Annotated in this window: 21 protein-coding genes; 12 read left to right on the plus strand and 9 right to left on the minus strand. The window is 59.2% G+C overall.

All coding sequences use genetic code 11. From position 1 onward, the window contains the following. Positions 1–309: 309 nt before the first annotated feature. A complete protein-coding gene (locus tag FHT93_RS26430; protein WP_112545432.1) occupies positions 310–690 on the plus strand; it encodes a response regulator in 381 nt (126 codons plus the stop codon). Between the two features lie 141 nt (positions 691–831). Here the strand turns inward: FHT93_RS26430 and FHT93_RS26435 are convergent, their stop codons facing one another. Together FHT93_RS26435 and FHT93_RS26440 are read right to left on the minus strand one after the other, a co-directional pair. Beyond that, positions 832–1,143: a hypothetical protein gene (locus FHT93_RS26435; protein WP_113014173.1), complete on the minus strand. Its 312-nt coding sequence runs from the start codon at positions 1,141–1,143 to the stop codon at positions 832–834. Between the two features lie 442 nt (positions 1,144–1,585). Then, positions 1,586–2,434 (minus strand): N-acyl homoserine lactonase family protein, encoded by an 849-nt coding sequence (locus FHT93_RS26440; protein WP_183850234.1) that lies wholly within the window; start codon positions 2,432–2,434, stop codon positions 1,586–1,588. 135 nt (positions 2,435–2,569) lie between these two features. Here FHT93_RS26440 and FHT93_RS26445 point away from each other — a divergent pair, with 135 nt between their 5' ends. Further along, the gene (locus tag FHT93_RS26445) at positions 2,570–3,430 is read left to right on the plus strand and encodes a helix-turn-helix domain-containing protein (RefSeq protein WP_246781741.1); all 861 of its coding nucleotides are present in this window, start codon (positions 2,570–2,572) and stop codon (positions 3,428–3,430) included. A 74-nt stretch (positions 3,431–3,504) separates the two neighbouring features. Here FHT93_RS26445 and FHT93_RS26450 read toward each other — a convergent pair whose 3' ends face one another. Next, positions 3,505–4,455 carry a LysR family transcriptional regulator gene (locus tag FHT93_RS26450; RefSeq protein WP_113014174.1) on the minus strand — a complete coding sequence of 317 codons (951 nt, stop codon included), beginning with the start codon at positions 4,453–4,455 and terminating at the stop codon, positions 3,505–3,507. Positions 4,456–4,553: 98 nt separating this feature from the next. Between FHT93_RS26450 and FHT93_RS26455 the strand changes: the two genes are divergently transcribed. The 9 genes from FHT93_RS26455 to FHT93_RS26495 are packed head-to-tail and all read left to right on the plus strand — an operon-like array spanning position 4,554 to position 13,928. Continuing rightward, the gene (locus FHT93_RS26455) at positions 4,554–5,429 is read left to right on the plus strand and encodes a dioxygenase (protein WP_183850236.1); all 876 of its coding nucleotides are present in this window, start codon (positions 4,554–4,556) and stop codon (positions 5,427–5,429) included. Then, entirely contained in the window at positions 5,426–6,487 is a 1,062-nt protein-coding gene (locus tag FHT93_RS26460) for a maleylacetate reductase (RefSeq protein WP_183850238.1), read from the plus strand. The genes FHT93_RS26455 and FHT93_RS26460 overlap by 4 nt, the downstream gene beginning before the upstream one ends. Positions 6,488–6,538: 51 nt before the next feature. Then, positions 6,539–7,819: an ABC transporter substrate-binding protein gene (locus FHT93_RS26465; RefSeq protein WP_183850240.1), complete on the plus strand. Its 1,281-nt coding sequence runs from the start codon at positions 6,539–6,541 to the stop codon at positions 7,817–7,819. 53 nt (positions 7,820–7,872) lie between these two features. Next, positions 7,873–8,592: an ABC transporter ATP-binding protein gene (locus FHT93_RS26470; RefSeq protein WP_183850242.1), complete on the plus strand. Its 720-nt coding sequence runs from the start codon at positions 7,873–7,875 to the stop codon at positions 8,590–8,592. Further along, positions 8,592–9,314 carry an ABC transporter ATP-binding protein gene (locus tag FHT93_RS26475; protein ID WP_183850244.1) on the plus strand — a complete coding sequence of 241 codons (723 nt, stop codon included), beginning with the start codon at positions 8,592–8,594 and terminating at the stop codon, positions 9,312–9,314. The genes FHT93_RS26470 and FHT93_RS26475 overlap by 1 nt, the downstream gene beginning before the upstream one ends. Beyond that, positions 9,301–10,164, plus strand: coding sequence for a branched-chain amino acid ABC transporter permease (locus FHT93_RS26480; protein ID WP_183850246.1), 864 nt, complete (start codon positions 9,301–9,303; stop codon positions 10,162–10,164). Before FHT93_RS26475 ends, FHT93_RS26480 begins: the two co-directional genes overlap by 14 nt. Positions 10,165–10,173: 9 nt before the next feature. Beyond that, positions 10,174–11,289, plus strand: a complete 1,116-nt coding sequence (locus FHT93_RS26485; protein WP_183850248.1) for a branched-chain amino acid ABC transporter permease — start codon at positions 10,174–10,176, stop codon at positions 11,287–11,289. Beyond that, the gene (locus FHT93_RS26490; protein ID WP_183850250.1) at positions 11,282–13,036 is read left to right on the plus strand and encodes an FAD-dependent monooxygenase; all 1,755 of its coding nucleotides are present in this window, start codon (positions 11,282–11,284) and stop codon (positions 13,034–13,036) included. Before FHT93_RS26485 ends, FHT93_RS26490 begins: the two co-directional genes overlap by 8 nt. Positions 13,037–13,043: 7 nt before the next feature. Further along, positions 13,044–13,928, plus strand: coding sequence for an intradiol ring-cleavage dioxygenase (locus FHT93_RS26495; RefSeq protein ID WP_113014189.1), 885 nt, complete (start codon positions 13,044–13,046; stop codon positions 13,926–13,928). Positions 13,929–14,047: 119 nt separating this feature from the next. Here the strand turns inward: FHT93_RS26495 and FHT93_RS26500 are convergent, their stop codons facing one another. Next, entirely contained in the window at positions 14,048–15,085 is a 1,038-nt protein-coding gene (locus FHT93_RS26500; protein ID WP_113014190.1) for an AraC family transcriptional regulator, read from the minus strand. Between the two features lie 151 nt (positions 15,086–15,236). Here FHT93_RS26500 and FHT93_RS26505 point away from each other — a divergent pair, with 151 nt between their 5' ends. Beyond that, entirely contained in the window at positions 15,237–16,631 is a 1,395-nt protein-coding gene (locus tag FHT93_RS26505) for an FAD-dependent oxidoreductase (RefSeq protein ID WP_113014646.1), read from the plus strand. Between the two features lie 334 nt (positions 16,632–16,965). On the opposite strand, the gene FHT93_RS26510 is transcribed toward FHT93_RS26505, so the two are convergent. The 5 genes from FHT93_RS26510 to FHT93_RS26530 are packed head-to-tail and all read right to left on the minus strand — an operon-like array spanning position 16,966 to position 21,911. Continuing rightward, positions 16,966–17,304 carry a hypothetical protein gene (locus tag FHT93_RS26510; protein WP_112545418.1) on the minus strand — a complete coding sequence of 113 codons (339 nt, stop codon included), beginning with the start codon at positions 17,302–17,304 and terminating at the stop codon, positions 16,966–16,968. A 7-nt stretch (positions 17,305–17,311) separates the two neighbouring features. Further along, positions 17,312–17,872 carry a hypothetical protein gene (locus FHT93_RS26515; protein WP_113014191.1) on the minus strand — a complete coding sequence of 187 codons (561 nt, stop codon included), beginning with the start codon at positions 17,870–17,872 and terminating at the stop codon, positions 17,312–17,314. A gap of 3 nt (positions 17,873–17,875) precedes the next feature. After that, a complete protein-coding gene (locus tag FHT93_RS26520) occupies positions 17,876–20,236 on the minus strand; it encodes a SpoIIE family protein phosphatase (protein WP_113014193.1) in 2,361 nt (786 codons plus the stop codon). Continuing rightward, on the minus strand, positions 20,233–21,402 hold the full coding sequence (locus tag FHT93_RS26525) for a class I SAM-dependent methyltransferase (protein WP_113146467.1): 1,170 nt from the start codon (positions 21,400–21,402) through the stop codon (positions 20,233–20,235). Before FHT93_RS26525 ends, FHT93_RS26520 begins: the two co-directional genes overlap by 4 nt. Further along, positions 21,399–21,911, minus strand: coding sequence for a hypothetical protein (locus tag FHT93_RS26530; protein WP_183850252.1), 513 nt, complete (start codon positions 21,909–21,911; stop codon positions 21,399–21,401). Before FHT93_RS26530 ends, FHT93_RS26525 begins: the two co-directional genes overlap by 4 nt. Positions 21,912–21,970: the final 59 nt, after the last annotated feature.

Genomic DNA, 21,970 nt, shown 5'->3' on the forward strand with positions numbered 1-21,970 from the left:
TGCTATTGCATTTTTTGATTGACCTCATCACCGGGGACTTTGGTCGGATAGGGCCTGAGACTGAAGTCCTATATGTGGAACTGCTTAAGAACCGAGCGGTTTAGCGGTTGGAGACGCCAAGAGACAGGAACTGACCTCTGCGATGGCTGCAGTGTCCTAATCTTGATCTCGCGCATTGACGCCAATCTCGCCAGCAGGGCAGGGGCCTTTGGTCCAGATCAAGCAGTCCCGAGGCGCGACCGGGTAACCCGGTCGAGCAGCGTCCTCGCGCGCCGCCGACAAGTATTTGAACCATCCTCAGGAGGAACCATGCGCTTGCTAATCGTCGAAGACGAACCGGGAATTGCTCTCGCAATCGAGGACGTCGCAATCGCCGCCGGCTTCGAGATTGCCGGAATTGCGACAAACATGTCCGAAGCCGTGGAGCTTGGACCGGAGGCGGATGTCGCACTCGTCGATGTTCGGCTTGGCGATGGCCTCACAGGCCCTTCCATCGCTCGTGCGCTTTTTGCTGGGTTCGGACTGGGCGTCGCCTATTTCACGGCCAATCCCGATCTCATCGAGCAGACAGATGGGCGGCCCGTCATCAGTAAACCAGCAAGTCCCGAAAAGATCGGGGAGGCGTTGTCCCTGGCGGCTAGAAACGCTCGCGAACAAATGCTTCAGCATCAGTCAGGACAGGCGACATAGGAGGAGACGCGATTTAGGCCGCCTTCCTTCCGCTGCACGCAGCGCGGCTTCCGGTATCGCAAGAGAACATGAGGGGATCGTCGCGAGGTGTGGCTGGAACTCATCAGGGTCAAGAACCTCGATACCTGATGTTCACTCCGCTCAGAAGTTTCTGCCATTGCGTTTGATGGGGTCACCATTGCGCAAGAACTGCCATTCGATACCGGTGATCCGTGTCGGCTTCACAATGTGCATGCGCGCCTGCAGCAATCGGAGGGTTGGAACAAGCTTTGTAGGGTCCGCGATCTCCGCTGGGACGGGTCTGCCAGCCTCTATATAGTATTGTTCCAATTCACCGCGAAAGTCTCTGATATCGAACGTGTCTATTCCCGCGTTGAACCAGTCCGCCAATATGACATCGCAGACAATATCAAGACTATTCGGGTCATCGAAATCGAGCAATGTTGTCGGCATTGGCGGACCTTCTGATGTTCGTCCTTCAAGCCCCCAACGCAGCCTTTTCTGACGCAGCCTCGCCATGAGTGCGACGAGAATATTGGGGCTCGCCACCCAGCACGAAGACGAGCCCCAGCCCCGGTGCCTGTCTCATCTACGCCCTTCACCGTGACGATCCGATTAGAACCCCGCGCCCTGGCGGCCGCAATTCGATCGATCGGATTAGCTCTGCCGTCTGCCGCATAGAATCCCGCTAGTGCGGGCTTTTTTGGGCAATTATTTCGGAAGCGAAACTGTGGATAAGTTGGCAATGCCTCGATGTGATTAGCCTTTTCCGAATTGCCGTCTGGTGGTCGGCCTCCGGTTGTCGAGGGAATGATGTGGCGACCTGACCCGTTGCTGCCACCGGCATCTCATGCCGGTGGCAATTGTAACCACAGCCCAATGGCGACTGTGTCTCTTACCTTGCGCTTTCGGGGAAGACCGGCAGGCGCGAGATATGGCTGGGATCGTGCTGGATGACGAGCGTGGCATTCAGCCCGGCGGCAACCGCCTCGAGGCGTTCCATCGATGCAAGTGTATCTGCCCGGTTTTCATTGAAACCCGGCACGCCATGAGTGGCCAGGTTGTCCGCGAAGTGTACGACATCGCCGGAAAGCAGGACCGGTCCCTTCTTCACAAGCTTTACCAGGAGGGCGGCTTCCCCTTTGGTATGGCCAGGCATCGATAGCATCATCACGCTACCGTCGCCGAAGACGTCGCGGTCACCGGTCACGAGGTCGAGTTTCGCCTTGCCATCAAGCCAGGGTTTGACGAGATCCGGTACAACCGCGAAGGGTAGGGGGTTGTCATGAAAAGTCTGCCAGTCGGCAGCCCCAATCATGAGCGTTGCTTTCGAAAAGGTCGCGGCCTGCCCGAGATGGTCGAAATGGTTGTGGCTGATACCGATGGTGGCGATCTGCTCCGGTTTGATGCCGATCTGTTTCAACTGTGTCGGGATGTCGGCTTTGAGCGAGACGCCGATCGGCGCATCCTGATCGGGTGCCTTGCCGATGAGGCCGGCAGGAAGCCCTGTGTCCCAAAGCAGGTAATCGCCACCGTGGCGGATCACGTAGCAGCTGTCGGTCAGCACGCCCTTCTTGCCGGCAAAGGCGAACGTGTCCGAAAACATCGACAGATCCTTGACGATGACGTCGCCACAATCGAGACGCCAAAGTTCAAGGTCTGGAGCCGCGCGTGTCGGAGTGGAGGCGAAAGATAGCGATGCGACCGTTGCTCCGATTGCAAGCGCAAATTTGAAGGTCTTCATAAAGGTCTCCTTGTGTTGAAGACCTTTCTTGTGCCGCCCTTCCTCGCAGGCCGTGCGCCAGATTTGTGGTCACTTGAGCCCGAAACGCTCACCCGCGGTATTTTTTCTTGCCGCGCCTTCTCATACATTGCGCTTATGAACATGATGATCCGCGACCGACGTTCCGAGCTTTCCCGCCGCCTGCTCGATCGACTCCGCCCCATGGTGGCGGGGAAGCTCGACGTAGGGATGCATCCTTATGGCGAGCAACTGTTCGCCTATTGCTGCTTCGACCGCGAACGGCTGGCCGCTCTTCGACTTGATTGTCCCATGATCTGCATCGTGCTTCACGGCCAAAAGGACGTGTGGCTTGGCGATCGCACCCGGTCCTTCCCAGCCGGCTCGCTCTTCGTGTTGCCCGGCGGTGTAGCGATGGACGTGGTCAACATTCCGGACGACAAGACGGGCGTCTATGCAGCGTTGCGGCTCGACGTGCCGTCCCTGCCGGCGGGCATTCCACCGCTTTCCGTTGCAGAGCGCGCCGGTCGTGCCGCCGATCTCGATGCAGTGCCACTAAGCATCGATCTCGTCGAGACGATTTGCCATGCAGCATCCACGATCGCCGATGTCAGCGTTGGCGAAACGATCAAGCGGCTGAGGCTGACAGAAGTTCTGGCGCTATTGCGGCCGCTTGCCGAGGCCCGACCGCTCTTCAGACAAAGCCTGTCGGACGATATCGCCTGGCTGATCGCAACTGCTCCTTCAGAGCCCTGGAACGTTTCTGATGTTGCAGAAAAACTTGGAATTGGAGCGTCCACGCTGCGACGTCGATTGGCCACGGACGGCACCTCCTTCCGTGCAATCTTGCGGCGCGAGCGTCTAAGGGCAGCGCGCCATGCAATCACGTCCGGCGCGACGGCAATCGCCGCCGCCGAGGCTGCGGGTTACGTGTCGCGTTCACACTTTTCCCGCCGGTTTCGCGAGAGTTTTGGGACCAGTCCGACAGGGCGGTCATAACATCGAAAGTCTGTGAACCAGTTTCGCTGTCGTTCGAAACGCTTTGACGCGTCACGATCGGAGCGACTGGCATATCAAAGACCCCATACGACCGCCTCCTCGTGGCGTTTGATGAGGTGCCTCAGACTTTCGAAGCCGGAGCGGACAAATGTGGCAAACTGGTCGACGGCGGGCGAACGGGGCGCATCGACACGGCTGAGGATCGCCAACGCTCGTTCGGGATGCGGAATGGTGATGGGCAGTGCCGTGATCGATTTGTCCCTGCGCTGCGCAAAGACGACGCTATGGGGCATGATCGTCAGCGCATCGGCCATTTTCAGATAGTTGATCACTGCCATCAGCGAGCCGCCCGAATAGCGGATCTTGAGCTCGGTTGCGCCGAATGAGAGAAGCAGCGCGCGCAAGTCCGCGAGCAAGGGGCTGCCCGGTGGCGGCGCGACCCAAGGATATTCGAGAAGATGGCTCGGCTGTGGCCGCCTCTTCAAGAGCAGGGGATGCGTGATCCGACAGGCGACAACGTTGCGGCCGGGAAGAATCTGCTGAAACTCGAGCCCCGACCCTTCGTCGAGAATATCGATAGGACAGATAGCAAGGTCGATCTGGTCGGCCTTCAGCGCCGCCCTGAGATCCGGGAAGTAACCGTAGCTCTGGTCGATGCGTACATCGGGGTGGCTCGACTGAAACTCCGCACAGATGCCGGCAATCAGTCCGTCCATGAAAAAGGGCGTACCGCCTACGCGCACGACGCCGCTCTTGCCGACCCTGAAACTCTCGACGAGATCGGAGGCCTTGCGTGAGGACGCCAGCATGACGAAACCGTGCTCGGCGAGAGCGAGACCAAAAGCCGTCGGCTGCAGCGGGCGACGGCCCTTGACGAACAGCGGCTCGCCCAGGCGTTTCTCCAGCATCGACAAGGTGCGCGAGACGGCAGGTTGCGCGAGCCCCAGCAAAGCCGCGCCTTCGGTAACGCCGCCGGTCTTGACTACGGCCGCGAGCTGGATCAGGTGACGCTCATCGATCTTCATAACGATCTGTTATATTATCTTCCAACAAAATCATCAATCGATGTGTCTCCACCTGCTATTCTCCCGATACTGTCGCAGAGCAAGTCGGGAGGATTGGCATGGCGGGGCGCTCTCAACCGCTGACATTCAGCGAGGCTACTTCGTCCGAAGCCTTCGCCGAGCGCTTTTCTTCCGGCCGGGACGACAGGCTGGTCGAACTGCTCGCCGCTGCCGTGACCCATGTGCACGACCTCATCAAACAATTTCGGCCGACCCAGGACGAGTGGCGAAGGTTCATCGCCTTCCTGACGGAGGTCGGTCATGCCTCGGACGAGCGCCGGCAGGAATGGGTCCTCCTGTCCGATCTGGTCGGCGCTTCGGCACTCGTAGAAGATATCAATTCGCGCCGGCCCAAGGGGGCGACGCCCAATACCATCCGCGGGCCGTTCTTCCGCGCCGATGCGCCGGAACGTGCTTCGGCTTCGTCGATCTCGCTCGATGGCATCGGCGAACCGCTGTTGGTCTCGGTTTGTGTCCAGGATCTCGACGGCCTCCCGGTCGCAGATGCTGAGGTGGTGACCTGGCAGGCCAATGCAGAGGGCTTCTACGAGAACCAGCAGCCGGATCTCCAGCCGGAACATAATCTGCGCGGTCTGTTCAGAACCGATGCACAGGGGTGTTTTACCTATCGCTCCGTTGTTCCGTCCGGCTACGGCGTGCCGGCCGACGGTCCTGTCGGCGGGCTGCTGTCTGCGGCCGGCTACCCGTTGCGCCGGCCCGCGCATCTGCATTTCGTTGTGCGTGCGAAAGGCTTCGAGACGATTACGACGCATGTTTACGACGCGAGTGATCCGCATCTGCACGAAGACGCGCTGTTTGGCGTGCGGCCCGAACTCGTCACCTCTTTCGATCCCCTCGAGGTCGACGGTCGCAGCGCAAAGGCGGTCAAACTTACCTTCGTCATGGTCCGGGCAAAACCGGGGAGGGCGGCATGATCCGCCCATTTTCCTATGCGGGCAGTCCTGCGCAGATCGTCTTCGGTACGGGCAGTAAAAACAAACTGGCTGAATGGATTACGAATGCCGGCTGCAAGCGGGCACTGGTGCTTTCGACGCCGCATCAGAGGGCCGATGCCGAAGCACTGGCCCGCGACATTGGCCCGCTTGCCTGTGGGGTCTTTGCCGGCGCAGTCATGCACACGCCCGTCGACGTGACCGAGGCGGCGATGAAGGTCGTGGCCGAAACCAGGGCGGATTGTGTGGTCTCGCTCGGCGGAGGATCGACGACGGGGCTCGGCAAGGCGATTGCCTATCGCACCGACCTTCCGCAGATCGTCGTGCCAACCACCTATGCCGGCTCGGAAGTCACCCCCATTCTTGGCCAGACGGAAGGCGGTCGCAAGACGACCGTTCGCGACGCACGGATCCTGCCGGAAATCGTCATCTACGATCCGGCGTTGACCCTGGGACTGCCCATTTCGATGAGCGTGACGAGCGGGCTCAATGCCATGGCGCATGCCGTCGAGGGTCTCTATGCGCGCGATCGCAATCCGATTTCGACCCTGATGGCCCTTGAGGGCCTACGCGCCTTTTCCCGCAGCCTGCCCATGATCGTCGAAAGGCCCGATGACGCGGGCGCCCGAAATGAAGCGCTCTATGGCGCCTGGCTCTGCGGCACGGTGCTCGGCACTGTCGGCATGGCGTTGCATCACAAAATTTGCCACACGCTGGGCGGTTCTTTTGAAACCCCGCATGCTGAAACCCATGCGGTGATGCTACCGCATACGGCCGCGTTCAACGCCAAGGCGGCAGCATCGGAACTTGCTACGGCAGCCGACATCTTTGGCGGTTCGATCGGCGGCGGGCTTTGGGATTTTGCCAAAACGATCGGCGCACCTTTGTCGCTCAAGGAATTCGGATTGTCACAGTCCGATCTCGACCGCGCTGCATCGATCACCATCGAAAATCCATACTGGAACCCGCGCCCCATCGATCGGGATTCGATCCGGGCGCTCTTGCAGGAGGCCTGGGAAGGCCGCCGGCCGGTAGATTGAAGATCTGCCGGATCACGCGCTCTTTGGGAGGAGAGGAAAATGGGAGGATACATGTTTACGAGACGCGATTTTCTGAAGACGACGGCCGCCGGCGGAGCCGCGCTTGCTGCGTCCGGCTTGGCTGCGCCGGCAATCGGCCAGACGGCGGCTATCAAACTTGGTTACGTCAGTCCGCAGACCGGTCCGCTTGCCGCTTTCGGCGAGGCTGACAAGTTCGTCATCGATTCCTTCCTGGCAACGACCAAGAAGCTCGGCCTCAGCTATGAAGTCGTGGTCAAGGACAGCCAGTCCAACCCCAACCGCGCCGCCGAAGTTGCCAAGGAACTGATCGTCGACGACCAGATCAACCTCATGCTGGTATCTTCGACGCCGGAGACGACCAACCCGGTTTCGACCACCTGCGAAGGCGAGGGCATGCCCTGCATTTCGACGGTCGCGCCCTGGCAGCCCTGGTTTATCGGCCAGCAGGGTAATCCGGGCGACCCTGCCTCATGGAAGCCCTTCGACTATGCCTACCATTTCTTCTGGGGGCTGGAGGATATCATTGCCGTCTTCACCGGCATGTGGGGCCAGATCGAAACCAACAAGAAGATCGGCGGGCTGTTTCCGAACGACGGAGATGGCAATGCCTGGGGCGACAAGGTCGTCGGCTTTCCGCCCGTGCTCGAAAAGCTCGGTTATAGTTTGACCGATACCGGCCGCTACCAGAACCTGACGGATGATTTCTCCGCACAGATCAACGCCTTCAAGCAGGCGCAAACCGAAATCCTGACAGGCGTGATGATCCCGCCCGACCTCACCACCTTCTGGAACCAGGCCAAGCAGCAGGGTCTGAAGCCGAAGATTGCCTCGATCGGCAAGGCGCTTCTTTTCCCGCAGACCGTCGAGGCGCTTGGCAATGCCGGCCACAATCTGTCGACGGAAGTCTGGTGGACACCGAGCCATCCGTTCAAATCCTCGCTGACCGGTGAGACGACGGCTGCCGTTGCTGACGCCTTCACGAAATCCACCGGTCGTCCCTGGACGCAGCCGATCGGCTTTGCCCATGCCCTGTTCGAACTCGCCGTCGACGTCATGAAGCGCGCCGGCGATGTCAGCGACGGTGATGCGGTGGCGAAGGCGATCGGGGAAACCAAGCTCGATACGCTGGTCGGACCGATTGCCTGGGGCAATGAGAAGCTTCCGCCCTTCGCTCAGAAAAACGTCGCCAAGACGCCGCTGGTCGGCGGTCAGTGGCGGCTGAAATCGGGCGGCGGCTACGATCTCGTCGTCGTCGAAAATGGCCTTGCACCAAACGTGCCGCTCGGCGGCAAGCTCGAAGCCCTTGCGTAGGGCGCACGTCCGCCCGGCTCTGCGGCCGGGCGGATATTTGCGGAGATTGGCCGATGCCCATCCTGGAACTTAATGATGTCTCGAAGTCCTTCGGCGCGCTCGTCGTTGCAGAGGATATCAGCTTTTCGGTCGAGCCTGGCGAGGCGCTCGGGGTCATCGGACCGAATGGCGCCGGCAAATCCACGCTCTTCAATCTGATCAACGGCAATCTGTCCGTTGCGGGCGGCGCCATCAGCTTCGACGGCCGCGACGTTACCCATGCGCCGCCGATGCAGCGCTGCCTTGCCGGCATGGGCCGCACCTTCCAGATCCCGCAACCTTTCGAGCGCCTGACTGTCTATGAAAACCTTCTGGTCGCAGGCGCTTTTGGTACCCGGGCGAGGGAGGTCGATGTCGCAGGCTTCTGCGCCGATATCCTGGTCGAGACCGGCCTGATTGCCAAAGCCAACAGGCCGGCGGCATCGCTCACCCTTTTGGAGCGTAAACGGCTGGAACTCGCCCGCGCGCTTGCCACCAAGCCGAAGCTTCTGCTCCTCGACGAAATCGCCGGCGGCCTGACGGAGGGCGAGTGCCGGCAGCTGGTCGCGACGATCAGGCGCGTTCATCAGCGCGGCATGACCATCATCTGGATCGAGCACGTGCTGCATGCGCTGACGGCGGTTGCTGAGCGCATATTGGTCCTCAATTTCGGACGGGTCGTCGGCATCGGTGCGCCGGAGGCGATCATGGCTTCGGACGAGGTGCGCACCATCTATCTCGGTGTGGAGGTCTGATGGCAAGCCTTCTTGAGATCCGCGCCCTGACGGCTTTTTACGGCGACTTCCAGGCTATTTTCGGCATCGACATTGATCTTGATGCCGGTGAGACGATTGCCGTCATCGGCGCCAACGGAGCGGGAAAGTCGACGCTGATGCGCTCGATCGCTGGCGTTATTGCGAACCGCGCGGACATGGTCTTGCATCGGGGCGAGGCGATCGGTGCAGTGCCTGCCTTTGATGTCGTGCGTCGCGGCATCGCTCTCGTGCCGGAAGGGCGCAAGCTCTTCGCTTCGCTGACGGTGGAAGAGAATCTGCAGATCGGCGGCTACGGCTCAAAGCGCTCCGGACCTTGGTCGTTGGAAAGCGTCTACGCTCTGTTTCCTGTCCTGAAAGAGCGACGCGGCAGTCCGGCGACAGCGCTTTCCGGCGGCCAACAGCAGATGGTGGCAATCGGCCGGGCCCTGATGTCGAACCCGGAAATCCTTCTCTGCGATGAGCTCAGTCTCGGCCTGGCACCTGTCGTCATCAAAGACATCTACGCCGCCTTCACTCGTATTCGTGCATCCGGGATGGCGATCGTCGTCGTCGAGCAGGACATCGCCCAGGCCCTGAAGGTCGCCGATCGTGTCTATTGCATGATGGAGGGACGAATCACACTCACCGGGCGCCCCCGCGATCTCGACCGGGCCGAAATCCATGCAGCCTATTTTGGAGCGGAGAGCGATGAACTGGCTTGATACGCTTCTTCAAGGGGTATTGCTTGGCGGGCTCTATGCGCTGTTTGCGGCCGGCCTCAGTCTGGTCTTCGGGATCATGAGGCTTGTCAATCTCGCCCACGGTGACCTCATCGTGCTGGCAGCGTTCTTGATCCTGCTTCTCGTCTCGTCGCTTGGCCTTGATCCATTCACCGCGGCGCTGATCGCCGCACCCCTGATGTTTGCGATCGGCTGGCTGCTGCAATACCACCTTCTCAACCGCACACTCGGCAAGGATGTCCTGCCGCCACTGCTTGTGACCTTTGGCCTCTCCATCGTCATCCAGAACGGCCTTCTGGAGGCTTTCACGGCCGACAGCAGAAGGATCTCCGCCGGCTCGCTGGAGACGGCGTCGCTGCAACTGGGGAGCATCAATGCCGGCCTGATGCCGCTCCTGACCTTCGGCTCGGCAGTCGTGGTCATCGTCGCCTTGAACCAGCTCATCTATCGCACGGCCCTTGGGCGCGCCTTCCGCGCGACGTCGGATGATGTGGTCACCGCCGGCCTGATGGGTATTCGCCCGAATTCGATCTTCGCCATCGCCACGGGCCTGGCGATGATGATCGTTACCATCGCCGCACTCTATCTCGGCATGCGGGCGAATTTCGATCCGACAGCCGGGCCGGCGCGGCTGATCTATGCTTTCGAAGCGGTGATCATCGGTGGTCTCGGATCGCTCTGGGGCACACTTGCCGGCGGAATCATCCTCGGGCTGGCGCAGACGATCGGCGCCGCCGTCAATCCGGAATGGCAGATTCTTGCCGGGCATCTCGCCTTCCTGATCGTCCTGCTCCTGCGTCCGCGCGGCCTCTTTCCGCGCGCTGTCGATTGAGGCCGCGCCATGACCACGGGTTTGGAAACGATGACGAGCGAGAGCCAGGCATATCAGGACTGGCGGATCGAAACAGGCACACGGCTGTCGCGGGCCTTTTCATTCGTCTGCCTGGTTGTGTTCGCCGCCCTTGCGGTCGCACCGCTTTTGCTGTCGCGCGGCGTAGTGCAGGATCTGTTCTTCATTCTGACGATGCTGACGCTGGCGCAGAGCTGGAACCTGCTTGCAGGTTATGCTGGGCTGATTTCGGTCGGCCAGCAGCTCTTTGTCGGTTGCGGCGCCTATGCTCTCTTCGGCCTTGTCATTCTTGCCGGGCTCGACCCGATATTCGCCATTCCGCTCGCCGGCGTTTCGGCCATGCTCATCGCCGTGCCGACCGCATTCTTCGCCTTTCGCCTCTACGGTCCCTATTTTGCGATCGGAACGTGGGTGATCGCCGAAGTCGGGCGGCTGCTGCTTGCCCAATGGAAGGCGCTCGGCGGCGGCACCGGCACATCGCTGCCGCGGGATGCGACCCGCGACATGCTCGGCATTTCCCTCCTTGAAGACTGGTTCGGCATGCGTGCGGCAGCGGCAGCCGACGCCCTGTCCTTCTGGCTCGCGCTAATCGTTGCGGCTATCACAATTGCACTCGTCTACAAGCTGTTGCGCAGCCGGCAGGGTCTCGGGCTTGCCGCAGTGCGCGACAATGAGACGGCGGCGCGTGCGCTGGGCGTCGATGCACGCCGGTTGAAGACGATGATCTATCTGCTCACGGCCTTCATTACCGGCATCATCGGCGCGCTCATCTATCTCCAGAAGGCGCGGATATCGCCCGACGCCGCCTTCTCGCTGACCGACTGGACGGCCTACGTCATCTTCATCACCGTCATCGGCGGCATCGGCACGATCGAAGGGCCGATCCTTGGCGTACTGGTCTTCTTCTTCCTGCAGAACGCCTTTTCGGCCTACGGCTCCTGGTACCTTTTGGCACTTGGAGCGCTCGCCGTCGTCACCATGCTGTTTGCACCCCGGGGTCTCTGGGGATTGATATCCGACCGTACCGGCTTCGAACTCTTTCCAGTTCGTCGCCTGCTCAGGGGCGGACCTGTTGTACCAAATGAAAAGGGAGGACCGAATGGCTGACATCACCACCGACGTCTTGATCATAGGCACGGGACCTGCGGGTTCGGCGACCGCCGCATTGCTTGCGAGCTACGGTCTGGAGCCGCTTATCATCAATCGCTATCGCTGGCTCGCCAATACGCCACGCGCGCATATCACCAACCAGCGCACTATGGAGGTCCTGCGCGATCTCGGCCTGGACGTTGAAGACGAGGCCTATCTCTTTGCGACGGAACAGGACCTGATGGGCCAGAATGTCTTCTGTACGGCGGTGGCCGGCGAGGAAATCGGCCGCATGCAGAGCTGGGGCAATCATCCACTGTCACGTGCCGAGCATCTCCTGTCCTCGCCAGGGCGGATGAACGACCTGCCGCAGACCTATATGGAGCCGCTGCTCTTCAAGACGGCCTGCTCGCGCGGCGCCCAGTCGCGCATGTCGACCGAATATTTGAGCCACGTCCAGGACGCGGATGGGGTCACGACGACCTGCCTTGACCGCCTGACGGGCAAGGAAGTGACGATCCGCTCGAGATTCCTCGTCGGCGCAGACGGCGGCAATTCGAAGGTCGCCGAACATGCCGGCCTGTCCTTCGAGGGCCGCATGGGCGTTGCCGGTTCCATGAACATCCTCTTCGAGGCTGATCTGTCGCGTTATGTCGCCCATCGTCCTTCCGTGCTCTACTGGGTGTTGCAGCCGGGCGCGGATGTCGGCGGTATCGGCATGGGCCTCGTGCGCATGGTGCGGCCCTGGAATGAGTGGTTGATCGTCTGGGGCTATGACATTAACCAGTCGGCGCCTGCCGTCGACAACGCCTTCGCAACCAAGGTTGTGCGTGAATTGGTCGGCGTTCCCGACCTTGAACCAAAGATCAAGTCGGTCTCCACCTGGACGGTCAACAACATGTATGCGACGACCCTGTCGAGCGGCCGGGTCTTCTGCATGGGCGACGCAGTGCACCGTCATCCGCCATCGAATGGCCTGGGCTCCAACACCTCGATCCAGGACGGGTTCAATCTCGCCTGGAAGCTTGCCATGGTGATCCGAGGACAGGCCGGAATGGGCCTCCTCGACAGCTATCAGGCCGAGCGCGCGCCGATCGCCAAACAGATCGTCACTCGCGCCAACAAGTCGATCGAGGAATTCGGTCCGATCTTCAAGGCGCTTGGCCTCCTGGATTCCGTCGATCCCGTCAAGATGCAGCAGAACATGGACGCACGTTGCGATGACGGTGAGGCTGCCGAACGCCAGCGCGCGGCAATCCGCGATGCCATTGCCTATAAGGTCTATGAATTTGACGCTCATGGCGTCGAAATGAATCATCGCTATGCATCGAAGGCGATCGTCAAGGACGGGCAGGCGGAACCTGCCTTCGAAAAGGATCCCGAACTTCATTGCCAGCCGACCACTTGGCCAGGTGCACGGCTTCCGCATGTCTGGTTGTTCGGGGCGCAGGGAGAAAAGGTTTCCAGTCTCGATCTCACCGGTCACGGGCTCTTCACGATCCTGACCGGGATCGGGGGCGACGGCTGGATTTCCGCGGCAAAGGCGCTTTCAAAGGAATTCGCGGTGCCGATCACTGTGCACAAGATCGGTCCCCGCCAGATTTGGCAGGACCTGACGGGAGACTGGGCACGCGCCCGCGACATCAGCGATTCCGGCGCCCTGCTCGTTCGTCCCGACCATCATGTCGCTTGGCGTTCACATGTAGCGGCTTCCCAGCCGGAAGCAGAGCTGCGCCGCGTGCTGAAAACAATCCTGGATCGGTGAGGTCGTTATGGGTGCTGAAGAAAACGGTTATTTCACCGAGGAGAATTCCGTCGATGTCGTCATAAGCCGCAATGCGGGGGCAAAGAGCGACCGGCTGAAGCAGATCATGGAGGTTGTCACCCGCAAGCTCCACGAGGCGGTGAAGGAACTCGAGCCGACGCAGGAGGAGTGGATGGATGCGATCCTCTTCCTCACGCGCACCGGCCATACTTGCACCGACTGGCGGCAGGAATTCATTTTGCTGTCAGATGTGCTCGGTGTTTCGATGCTGGTCGACGCGATCAACAATCGCAAACCTACCGGCGCCTCGGAAAGCACCGTGCTCGGACCGTTCCACGTCGCGGACGCGCCGGAATTGCCTATGGGCGCCAATATCTGCCTAGACCACAAGGGCGAAGACATGGTCATCAGCGGCCGCATACTGGATACCGACGGCAAGCCGATCGCCGGCGCCGTTCTCGATGTCTGGCAGGCCAATGACGAAGGTTTCTATGACGTGCAGCAGCAGGGCATTCAGCCGGATTTCAATCTGCGCGGCGTCTTCCGAACGGGTGAGGACGGGCGCTACTGGTTCCGCGCGGTCAAGCCCAAATATTATCCGATTCCCGATGACGGACCGGTTGGGCAGATGCTGGGCGCGCTCGGCCGTCACCCCTACAGGCCGGCGCATCTGCATTACATCATCAAAGCGGAAGGGTTCGAGACGCTCGTCACACATATCTTTGATCCCGACGATCCCTATATCCGTTCGGACGCGGTGTTTGGCGTCAAGGAGAGCCTTCTCGCCGACTTCAGATTGACTGAGGATCCCGCGCACGCCAGGGAACTCGGCTTCGAGGGGAAATTCTGGCAGGTCGAGCACGATTTCGTGCTGGCGCCAGTTAATTCTTAGTCGGGACAGGTGGTTGCCGCTTCGACCAAAGGTGTCTCGTCGTCGCAAAGGGCGTCATTGGCATGCGGCTGTCGGTTGGCGCTGAGAGACTGATATTCCTCGGAAAATGCTGGAACAGTTCAGGCTTCTTTCGACTCATTCCGAAGCCGTTTATGCCGGCCTCGTTGAGGGGCGGTGGCGGATGCATCGTCCGTGTCCGCCGTCTCTTTGGCCATCCGCGAGGCGCGCCATTGGGCTGGGGTCAATCCCAGATGCTGCTTGAAGGCGCGCTGGAAGGCAGCTTCAGATCGATAACCGGCCAGATCGGCTGCTGCAGCGGTCGATGTCGTCTGCACCCGCAGCGCATTCGCAGCGAGCGTGATGCGAACGTCTTGGAGAAGGTCGGTAGCGGAACGGCCCAAACTGCTCTGGAAGTAGCGCGCCAAACTTGCACGAGACAAGTTGCAGAGGCTTGCCAGTTTCGAAAGCGTCCATGGGCGGGCGGGTTCGAAGAAGATCGCGTTGAGCGCAGGAGCGAGCCTGACATGGCTTGCAAGGGCGACCAGACCTAGTGGTGCGTCATGGGATTGACTTGCCAACCGGAGCGCCAGCGTGAACAGCGCTGCTGAAAACGCATTCAGCATCGCCTGACCGCCAATCCCCTCGACGTTCGCCTCGGCCCGCATGAGCGCCACCAGGGCCTCCATCTGTTGACGCGTCACGGATTGTGGTGACGTCGCTGATTTAGACGTCCCCCGTACGATCATCCGGGAATGTAAGTAAGTCCCCAGCAGTCGGTCATGCGGTGAGGCAAGCACGAAGCGGCCACAAAGCATGTCCAGCCGTTCGCCTTGGCCGGCATTCTCGCTGATCACCACATTCAGCCCTTGCCTCTGCGTCGCCTTCCCCGGCTCGGCGCCGCTGCCATCCGTCAGAACGTGAGGCGCTCCAGCGGGAACCAGCAGAATGTCGCCGGGCGTGAGGCACTGTTCTCTGTTGCCGTCGCCATCATTCAACCATGCCTCGCCGCTCAATATCACGTGATAAACGATGTCCTGGACGGGGCCTTGTTCATAGGCAACCCGCCAAGGTGCACCGTAAAGGCAGTGAAGCTCCAGCTTGCCGGTGACCGGCATCATTTCGAGCAGACGACTGAGCCAATCGATGCCTTGTGACATGTCGATCCCTCCAAGATGAGTTGATCGAGCATGAATATGAGCTAAATCGGCATTAATCAAATCACGCCGCCATTATAACCTGCTCCTATCGTCATTGCAGAAGCAGATCGCCTTCGAAGCGCTCGGCTGCTGCCAGCTCACGGAGAGTCCCATGCCTGATATTGAGAATTTCGACACTCTGATCCTTGGCAGCGGCCAGGGCGGTAAATTGCTCGCTTGGCACCTGGCTCGTTCCGGTCAGAAAGTTGCGGTTGTCGAAAGAAGGTGGGTCGGCGGTTCCTGCCCGGCGGTCGCCTGTCTGCCCAGCAAAAACGAGATCTGGAGCGCGCGAGTTGCTCATCTGGTTCAGCACGCGGCCGAATTCGGTACCGCGACCGGACCAGTCAGCGTCGATATGGCGGCCGTCCGCCGGCGCAAGCAAGCGATGGTCGATCGGGAGATCGCGTTTCACCTTGATGCCTATAAGGCAAGCGGTGCCGAACTCATCATGGGGGAGGGAAAGTTCGTCGGGCCGAAGACCATCGAAGTCAGCTTGAATGATGGCGGTCAGCGCAGGCTTTCCGGCAATCAGGTGGTGGTGAATGTCGGCAGTCATGCTGCGATACCGGATATCCCTGGCCTGCCGGCAGCGCGCGCAATGACACATATCGAGGCTCTCGAGCTCGATTATCTGCCGTCTCATCTGATCGTGCTCGGAGGAGGCTATGTGGGTATTGAAATGGCGCAGGCATACCGCCGCTTCGGTAGCCGGGTGACCATTATCGAACCATCGCAGCGGTTGATGGCTCGGGAGGATGCTGACGTCGCCGCGGAGATACAGCGCATACTTGCCTCAGAAGGTATCGAAGTCGTCCTGGGCGTCAGGCCGACACAGGTGCGGGGCTTGTCTGGGGATGCTGTTGTTGTCGAAATTCAAACCGACGCCGGGAACCGGACCGTCGAAGGCAGCGACTTGCTGGTGGCTGCCGGTCGGGTTCCAAACACGGCCGACATCGGACTTGAGAAGACCGGTGTCGAACTGGATATTCGCGGATTCATTCGCGTCAATGAACGTCTGGAAGCTACGAAAGACGGCGTCTGGGCGATCGGCGAGTGCGCCGGCAGTCCGCAGTTTACGCATGTGTCCGTCGATGATTTCCGCATCGTTCGTGACAACATGGCGGGAGGCGATCGTCGCACCGACGCTCGCCAGATCCCCTATGTGATGTTTACGGATCCTCCGCTTGCCCGTGTCGGCATGAGCGAAAGCGAAGCCCAGCGCCTGGGCATCGCCTATCGGGTCGCGACACTGCCAATGGGAAATGTGCTGCGCACCGAAGCAACCGAGGAGACGCAAGGCTTCATGAAAGCTATTGTAGGCGCGAATGATGATCGCATCCTGGGTTTTACGATGATCGGCTCCGAAGCCGGAGAGGTCATGGCCGTGGTTCAAACGGCAATGATGGGCGGACTGCCCTATACTCAGCTTCGCGAAGCGGTAATCGTGCACCTGACGATAGCGGAAGGCCTCGGCCCGCTTTTTGCTGGAATTCGCTCGCTGAAATAGTTGATCAGGGCGTTCTTGGCGCAGGAGAATGCATCACACCAACATCGGTCTTGCGCTCTCACCGGTCGGCCAGTCCGACCGGTCGGGTGAGCCTCGGGCCGATGCATTTGCGCTTATCACGAGGTCACGCGTCGAGCCGCGGGTATGCAGGAAAACAGGATTGGCTTGATGGATCTGAGATATATGCCCAGCCTTAGGAGAGGTTCATTTCACGATCTGATAGCAAAACCCCGAAACTCATTTCCAGGTCTTCACTAAATAGCCTTCGGTCGATGCGCGGCGCACCTATCGCTCGTTTTCTGTCGTCATGCCTTTCCGCCGATAGCAGCAAACTTTACGCCAGGCGCAAATCAACCAGTGGATGCAGCTTTTTCAAATTCGGAAGCGATTTTGCTTGCCAGGGATATTGGTTGGTGCCTTTCACAACAAGCTGAAGCTCGTCCATTTTCCTGGCCTCGATTGTCAGTTTGGCAAGCAGGTTTATGCCGGAAGAGTTGAGGAACTCGAGGCCAGTCAAGTTGAATATTACCTGTTTGTGACCTCCATGGAGCAGCCCCAGTATCATCGAATGAATAGGCGCGTAGGCGTCGGGTCCTGCCAGCCGAAATACACCATCTAGATATACTTCGTTGTTTTCAGCCCATACACGGAAGTTTTCGTCCCTGATTTCCATTTTTCGCTCACAGATTGGAGGAGGGCGGTAAAGCCACCAAGGCTGTCGTCGTCAGTTTGAATTCGTGCTCGTCGGCCTCTTCGAATGCCCACGCCATTTTTGCATCGTAATCGCTTAAGAGGGTGAGCAAACCCAAACCGGAGCCACTCCCTTCGGATATGGCATTGCTTTCGATTCGTTCCAGAAGGAGTTCCCCAGGTTCCGTCGAGCGAAGTCGGTGCAGCAGTTGCTGCAGACGAGATGACGATGCGCCATCGATGTTGTTCGTTATCCTCATGAAAAAGCATCCGTCGGATATTCCGGCTTCGATGAGGATTTCTCCTGGCCGTCGAAATTTTACGGCATTTTCGATCAGCTCGTTGCTGAGATAGCCGATGTCGTGATGGGCTTGCGTGTAGTCTCTCTTCGAGTGGGAATAGGGCAGCGCCATAACTTCTGCGATAAAGTCCGAAGTCATGCCCGAATGTTTCCACCCGAGTTGAAGCGGTCCGTCGTGCAAGGTCAGACGCGTGCTTGCATCCAGGTTCTCACCTGCAAGAGTTTCGATTCCATATAACGTCGGTGTCATGCATCACCTGTGTCGTACTGCGAGAAGTGTGATGTCGTCATGGATCTTATGTGACCCGATAAAGTGCATTAATGCCGCCACGATTCCGGAGACGACTTTGTCGGCACTTTCGTTCTTGACGCGAAGTGCCTCGTGGCACAGACGTTCAATGCCAAACAGTTCTCCAGCATCGTTCTCGGCCTCCGTCACGCCGTCTGTGTGGAGAAGAATGAGGTCGCCCTTCTCGAACGTTATCCTGCGCGTCTTGATGAACTCGGAAATGTCGGCCTGCAGCCCGATCGGTATTCCCAGATCCATCGTATCAATACGCTCGATCTCACCGTTCGTCCGTATAACGATCACCTCTTCGTGCTGGCCGGACAGGATCATTTCTTTTCCATCGTAATCAAGGAACGCCAAAGTGAGGTGCTTGTCGATCTTGGTTCTCACGATATTCTTGAAAAGCGCATTATTAAGGTCGGTGAGAAATTTGACTGCATCGGCATTGCCTGCCTCCTGCAGCGCGCGAGCGACCGACTGAACCATTAACATCAAGACTCCGCTTTCGAGCCCGTGCCCGGCGACGTCGCCAATGCCGATTTTCAGGCGATGGCCGCTTTTCAAAACATCGTAATAGTCGCCACCGACCTCCTCGGCGGGTCTCATATATGCCGCTATTTCCAGCGCCTGCACTTCGTCGAGCTCCTGATGCAACGGCAGCACCATCAGCTGGATTCTCTCGGCGACGGCCAGTTCCGTCCCAAGCCGTCGATTTTCTCGCTGAAGCTGAGCGTTCAACGTGGAAATCTCTTCCTTTGCATCCTCGATCTGCGCCGTTCGCTCCTCGACGAGTTGCTCGAGATTTTCAGTGTGAAAGCTGATCTCTTCGGCCATCCTGTTGAATGCTTCCCCGGCCTCGCCAACCTCGTCTCTGCTGGCGATGGCAACCCGTACCGAGTAATCCTTCGTCTGGATCCTTCTCGCGGCATCGGCGAGAGCACTGATACCGCTCGTTATTCGCTTTGATGCTGCAAGCACCGCGATGGTGACGATCGCCAGCGACATCGCGATTGCCAGGATCTGATAGAGCACGATGCGGTTCGTGGCCTCGGAAATCTTGGCTTGTGCGGCATACAGGGAAGCATCGATTTCCCGCTCGGGGACGACCAGGACGAGGGACATCGCCTCTTGACGGACCGGGCCGCTGGACCAGAGATTGGTCGCAGGGAGTTTCTTCACGATCACGATGTAGGGAACTTTTTGCCCGTTTCGTTCCAACAACAGGTGCTGAATGCCCTGTTCGCGGTCCAGTGCCATTTTCGCAATTTCGGGCTGTGAACTTCCCTTCAACGACCGCTCCAGCCCTGTCACGCCTGTGCCGCTCGCATCGCTCGCGGATCGCAGGCCCAGAGTTTCCTCGCCTGTATGGTTGATCGCGACGACGTTCCCGTCGGACATTGCGAGAAGACCAAACCCGGATTGGGCCACTTTAACGTTTTCAACGGTCTGCGCGAGTTGGTCGAGCGTGATGTCCGCGCCAGCGGCGCCGGCGACGTCCTTCCTGTCGGCTGTCCATAGGGGATGAAAGAAACTCACGATGAGCTTCCCGGTAATCGCATCGGTATATGGCGCTGTCTGCGTGATATCCTCTGCGACCGGCCGCGAATTCATATTGGCGGCCCAGCCCTGCCAAGACTCGTAGAGCCCGGGAAAAAAGAAGTGCCAGAAATTTTCATTGTTGTGACCGGGATAGAGACGATCGAAAGTCTGGGCTTGGTCCGTATATGGTGCGGTTCTGAAAATCGGCCTTTCCTTCGGGCCAATGTAATACATCTGGAGCTTGGAAGAACCGTGCTGCAGCAAACTCGGCGCTACGATGTCGAGAACCGCACTCGTCTGGATGTCGGCTTCGACATCAGGTCTGGGACTGTGGTCGGGCCTCAGCAGGTAGCCCCAGACACTCACAACGGAGACCGAGCCCGGAGCGTTTTGAGACCAGTTGCCCTTCTGGTCATAAGCGAGGTTCACGGCGCCGGGAGAGGTTCGGGCGATTGCTGCGCCGACGTCGGAATTGCGCTGCGGATTGTCGATTTGTGCCTGAAGCACGCCAGCCAGCTCGCCAACATCGCTGTGGACCTGCCGAAACAACAAACTGACCTGGGCAGCAGTGGAGTCGGCATATGTCACGATATATTCCTGGCTTGCTGCCTCGAGGCCTTGCCCGACCTCCAGCGTTGCGTCGCGTGACAGCCGTTGCACATTCCAGAGTGCCAATCCTCCGCTCACCAGCAGATCGAACAGGACTGCTCCGCCGACGACCAATATGAACTTTGCACGGAACGAGCCCAGCTTTATCGGTCTTTTCGAAAATCTTCCGCCCATCATGCTGGCTTTCGGCCGGACGCCGCCCAGATCGGCCAGCCCGCATAGCCCTTCGGATGAAGGGCCGCGAAAACGTGGTCTTTAAACCCCTGCCTGAACCTGCGAATGAACTCCGGCGTATCCCCCCGCCGGACAGCCATCTGGCCTGCATAGACGTTTTCCCAGGCTTCGATGATGTCGGCGAAGTCCTGGGGATCGCCGTCGAGGTTCGTTACCATGAAAGCATCGACCTTGATCGCGTCAAAGCCGGCGTCGGCAAGCAGATGGCGGCTTTTCGGCCCCATCTCGACATCCATGTCGAAGTAGCTGAACAGTCTGGCGACTTCTTCATATGTCCACCTGATCGTTTCCGCATGCGGCTCCCCCAGGCAATGAGAGTTTTTCTCGTTGGTAATATAGACGCGACCGCCGGGCTTGCAGATGCGATAGAGCTCGCGCAGCAGCATCTCCGGACGATCGAAAATCTGGAGAGAATGCCGGCACGTCACAAAGTCGAATTGATTGTCCCGAAGCAGCATCTGGGACGCGTCGCCATAAGTGTATTCGATTTCTTTCAAATCGAAGTCCGCAGCCACTCTCCGGGCGTATTCCAGGCTGCGCACCGAGTGATCGAGCGCAACAAGGCGGGACGGCTTGAATTCCCGTTGAACCAAGGCTGCGAAATCACCAATCCCGCAGCAGATGTCCGCAACAGCGAGACCGCTACGCAGACCGTGACGAGGCAATAGTTCCTTCTCATGCCTCCAGGTCATTTTGGTCTGAGTACGGAGAATGGGAATGAACGCCTCGTCCTCCACGAAGCTCTGACCCGGATAAAATGCCGAGTCATAAACCGCCACCGTCAAGTTGGGGTGGTGTTTTGCCAGCTTTTCAAAAACCGGGGTCGACCATTCCATCACGCTTGAGGTTACAATGACGATCTTCCGCTCCGGCCTCGTCCGGCAGCTTTCCGCAAGGATATCTGCGAGGGCCGAAAAGGCGGTCATGTTGATATGCGTCAGACGTTTGACATTGAGGTAAACGACCCCGCTGTACCTCTCCAGACTTTGCTGCACCAGCGACAGGGCATCGGCAATTTCTGCAGCACGTTCTGGCCGTATCTTGCCGGACAGGACCACCTCCTGGTTTGTCGGATCAAAAAGAACCGAGAAGGGTGCTGCGTGGTTCATCGAAAATCCTCGGCCAAGGGAAAATCCGCGACGATCTTCGTGCTCCGCACACCGTCCGTCTCGATCCGGATCGCTGTGCGAAATATTGTAGCCAAATCTTCTAGCAGCGCCGTCGTGCCGGCCGTGGACACCTTGTCGTCTCCTGCTTCAACGACGAGGTCAGGCCGGGCCTCGATCAATCTCGTCTCTGTGTGACGGCCACCGGACATATCCTGATACGGGAGTTCAATTGTCAGGCGATTTGTCGTTGCGTTTCGATGGAGGCTGAAACTCATCAAACCTGATTGACCCGACCAGCGGAAAGCAAGCTCAACAAGTTCGTTCGCCGCGACCGAAAGAAAATTCGAATATCGGGCGGGATCGCTCTGGCCCTGGCCAAGGATATCAGAGAGATATTCGGTAATTCTGTCGCAAAATCTCCATTCGGATTTCACCAGCGCGACGTCCATTTCCAGCGACAGCATGAGGGCGAATGGATGGTGATCGATGCTTGATGCTATCTCTTCCAATACATCCTCCGTTGTACCTGGATGGCGCTTGCCGTCCTTGAAACGCGCTGCAACGCTCG

The organism is Rhizobium sp. BK379 (genome assembly GCF_014193955.1).
Taxonomy (GTDB): Bacteria; Pseudomonadota; Alphaproteobacteria; order Rhizobiales; family Rhizobiaceae; genus Rhizobium.

What these genes read in the sequence shown, in the direction of transcription:
- FHT93_RS26430 (WP_112545432.1), top strand. Translation starts at nt 310, where the DNA reads ATGCGCTTGCTAATCGTCGAAGACGAACCGGGAATTGCTCTCGCAATC.
- FHT93_RS26435 (WP_113014173.1), bottom strand. Translation starts at nt 1,143, where the DNA reads ATGCCGACAACATTGCTCGATTTCGATGACCCGAATAGTCTTGATATT.
- FHT93_RS26440 (WP_183850234.1), bottom strand. Translation starts at nt 2,434, where the DNA reads ATGAAGACCTTCAAATTTGCGCTTGCAATCGGAGCAACGGTCGCATCG.
- FHT93_RS26445 (WP_246781741.1), top strand. Translation starts at nt 2,570, where the DNA reads ATGAACATGATGATCCGCGACCGACGTTCCGAGCTTTCCCGCCGCCTG.
- FHT93_RS26450 (WP_113014174.1), bottom strand. Translation starts at nt 4,455, where the DNA reads ATGAAGATCGATGAGCGTCACCTGATCCAGCTCGCGGCCGTAGTCAAG.
- FHT93_RS26455 (WP_183850236.1), top strand. Translation starts at nt 4,554, where the DNA reads ATGGCGGGGCGCTCTCAACCGCTGACATTCAGCGAGGCTACTTCGTCC.
- FHT93_RS26460 (WP_183850238.1), top strand. Translation starts at nt 5,426, where the DNA reads ATGATCCGCCCATTTTCCTATGCGGGCAGTCCTGCGCAGATCGTCTTC.
- FHT93_RS26465 (WP_183850240.1), top strand. Translation starts at nt 6,539, where the DNA reads ATGTTTACGAGACGCGATTTTCTGAAGACGACGGCCGCCGGCGGAGCC.
- FHT93_RS26470 (WP_183850242.1), top strand. Translation starts at nt 7,873, where the DNA reads ATGCCCATCCTGGAACTTAATGATGTCTCGAAGTCCTTCGGCGCGCTC.
- FHT93_RS26475 (WP_183850244.1), top strand. Translation starts at nt 8,592, where the DNA reads ATGGCAAGCCTTCTTGAGATCCGCGCCCTGACGGCTTTTTACGGCGAC.
- FHT93_RS26480 (WP_183850246.1), top strand. Translation starts at nt 9,301, where the DNA reads ATGAACTGGCTTGATACGCTTCTTCAAGGGGTATTGCTTGGCGGGCTC.
- FHT93_RS26485 (WP_183850248.1), top strand. Translation starts at nt 10,174, where the DNA reads ATGACCACGGGTTTGGAAACGATGACGAGCGAGAGCCAGGCATATCAG.
- FHT93_RS26490 (WP_183850250.1), top strand. Translation starts at nt 11,282, where the DNA reads ATGGCTGACATCACCACCGACGTCTTGATCATAGGCACGGGACCTGCG.
- FHT93_RS26495 (WP_113014189.1), top strand. Translation starts at nt 13,044, where the DNA reads ATGGGTGCTGAAGAAAACGGTTATTTCACCGAGGAGAATTCCGTCGAT.
- FHT93_RS26500 (WP_113014190.1), bottom strand. Translation starts at nt 15,085, where the DNA reads ATGTCACAAGGCATCGATTGGCTCAGTCGTCTGCTCGAAATGATGCCG.
- FHT93_RS26505 (WP_113014646.1), top strand. Translation starts at nt 15,237, where the DNA reads ATGCCTGATATTGAGAATTTCGACACTCTGATCCTTGGCAGCGGCCAG.
- FHT93_RS26510 (WP_112545418.1), bottom strand. Translation starts at nt 17,304, where the DNA reads ATGGAAATCAGGGACGAAAACTTCCGTGTATGGGCTGAAAACAACGAA.
- FHT93_RS26515 (WP_113014191.1), bottom strand. Translation starts at nt 17,872, where the DNA reads ATGACACCGACGTTATATGGAATCGAAACTCTTGCAGGTGAGAACCTG.
- FHT93_RS26520 (WP_113014193.1), bottom strand. Translation starts at nt 20,236, where the DNA reads ATGATGGGCGGAAGATTTTCGAAAAGACCGATAAAGCTGGGCTCGTTC.
- FHT93_RS26525 (WP_113146467.1), bottom strand. Translation starts at nt 21,402, where the DNA reads ATGAACCACGCAGCACCCTTCTCGGTTCTTTTTGATCCGACAAACCAG.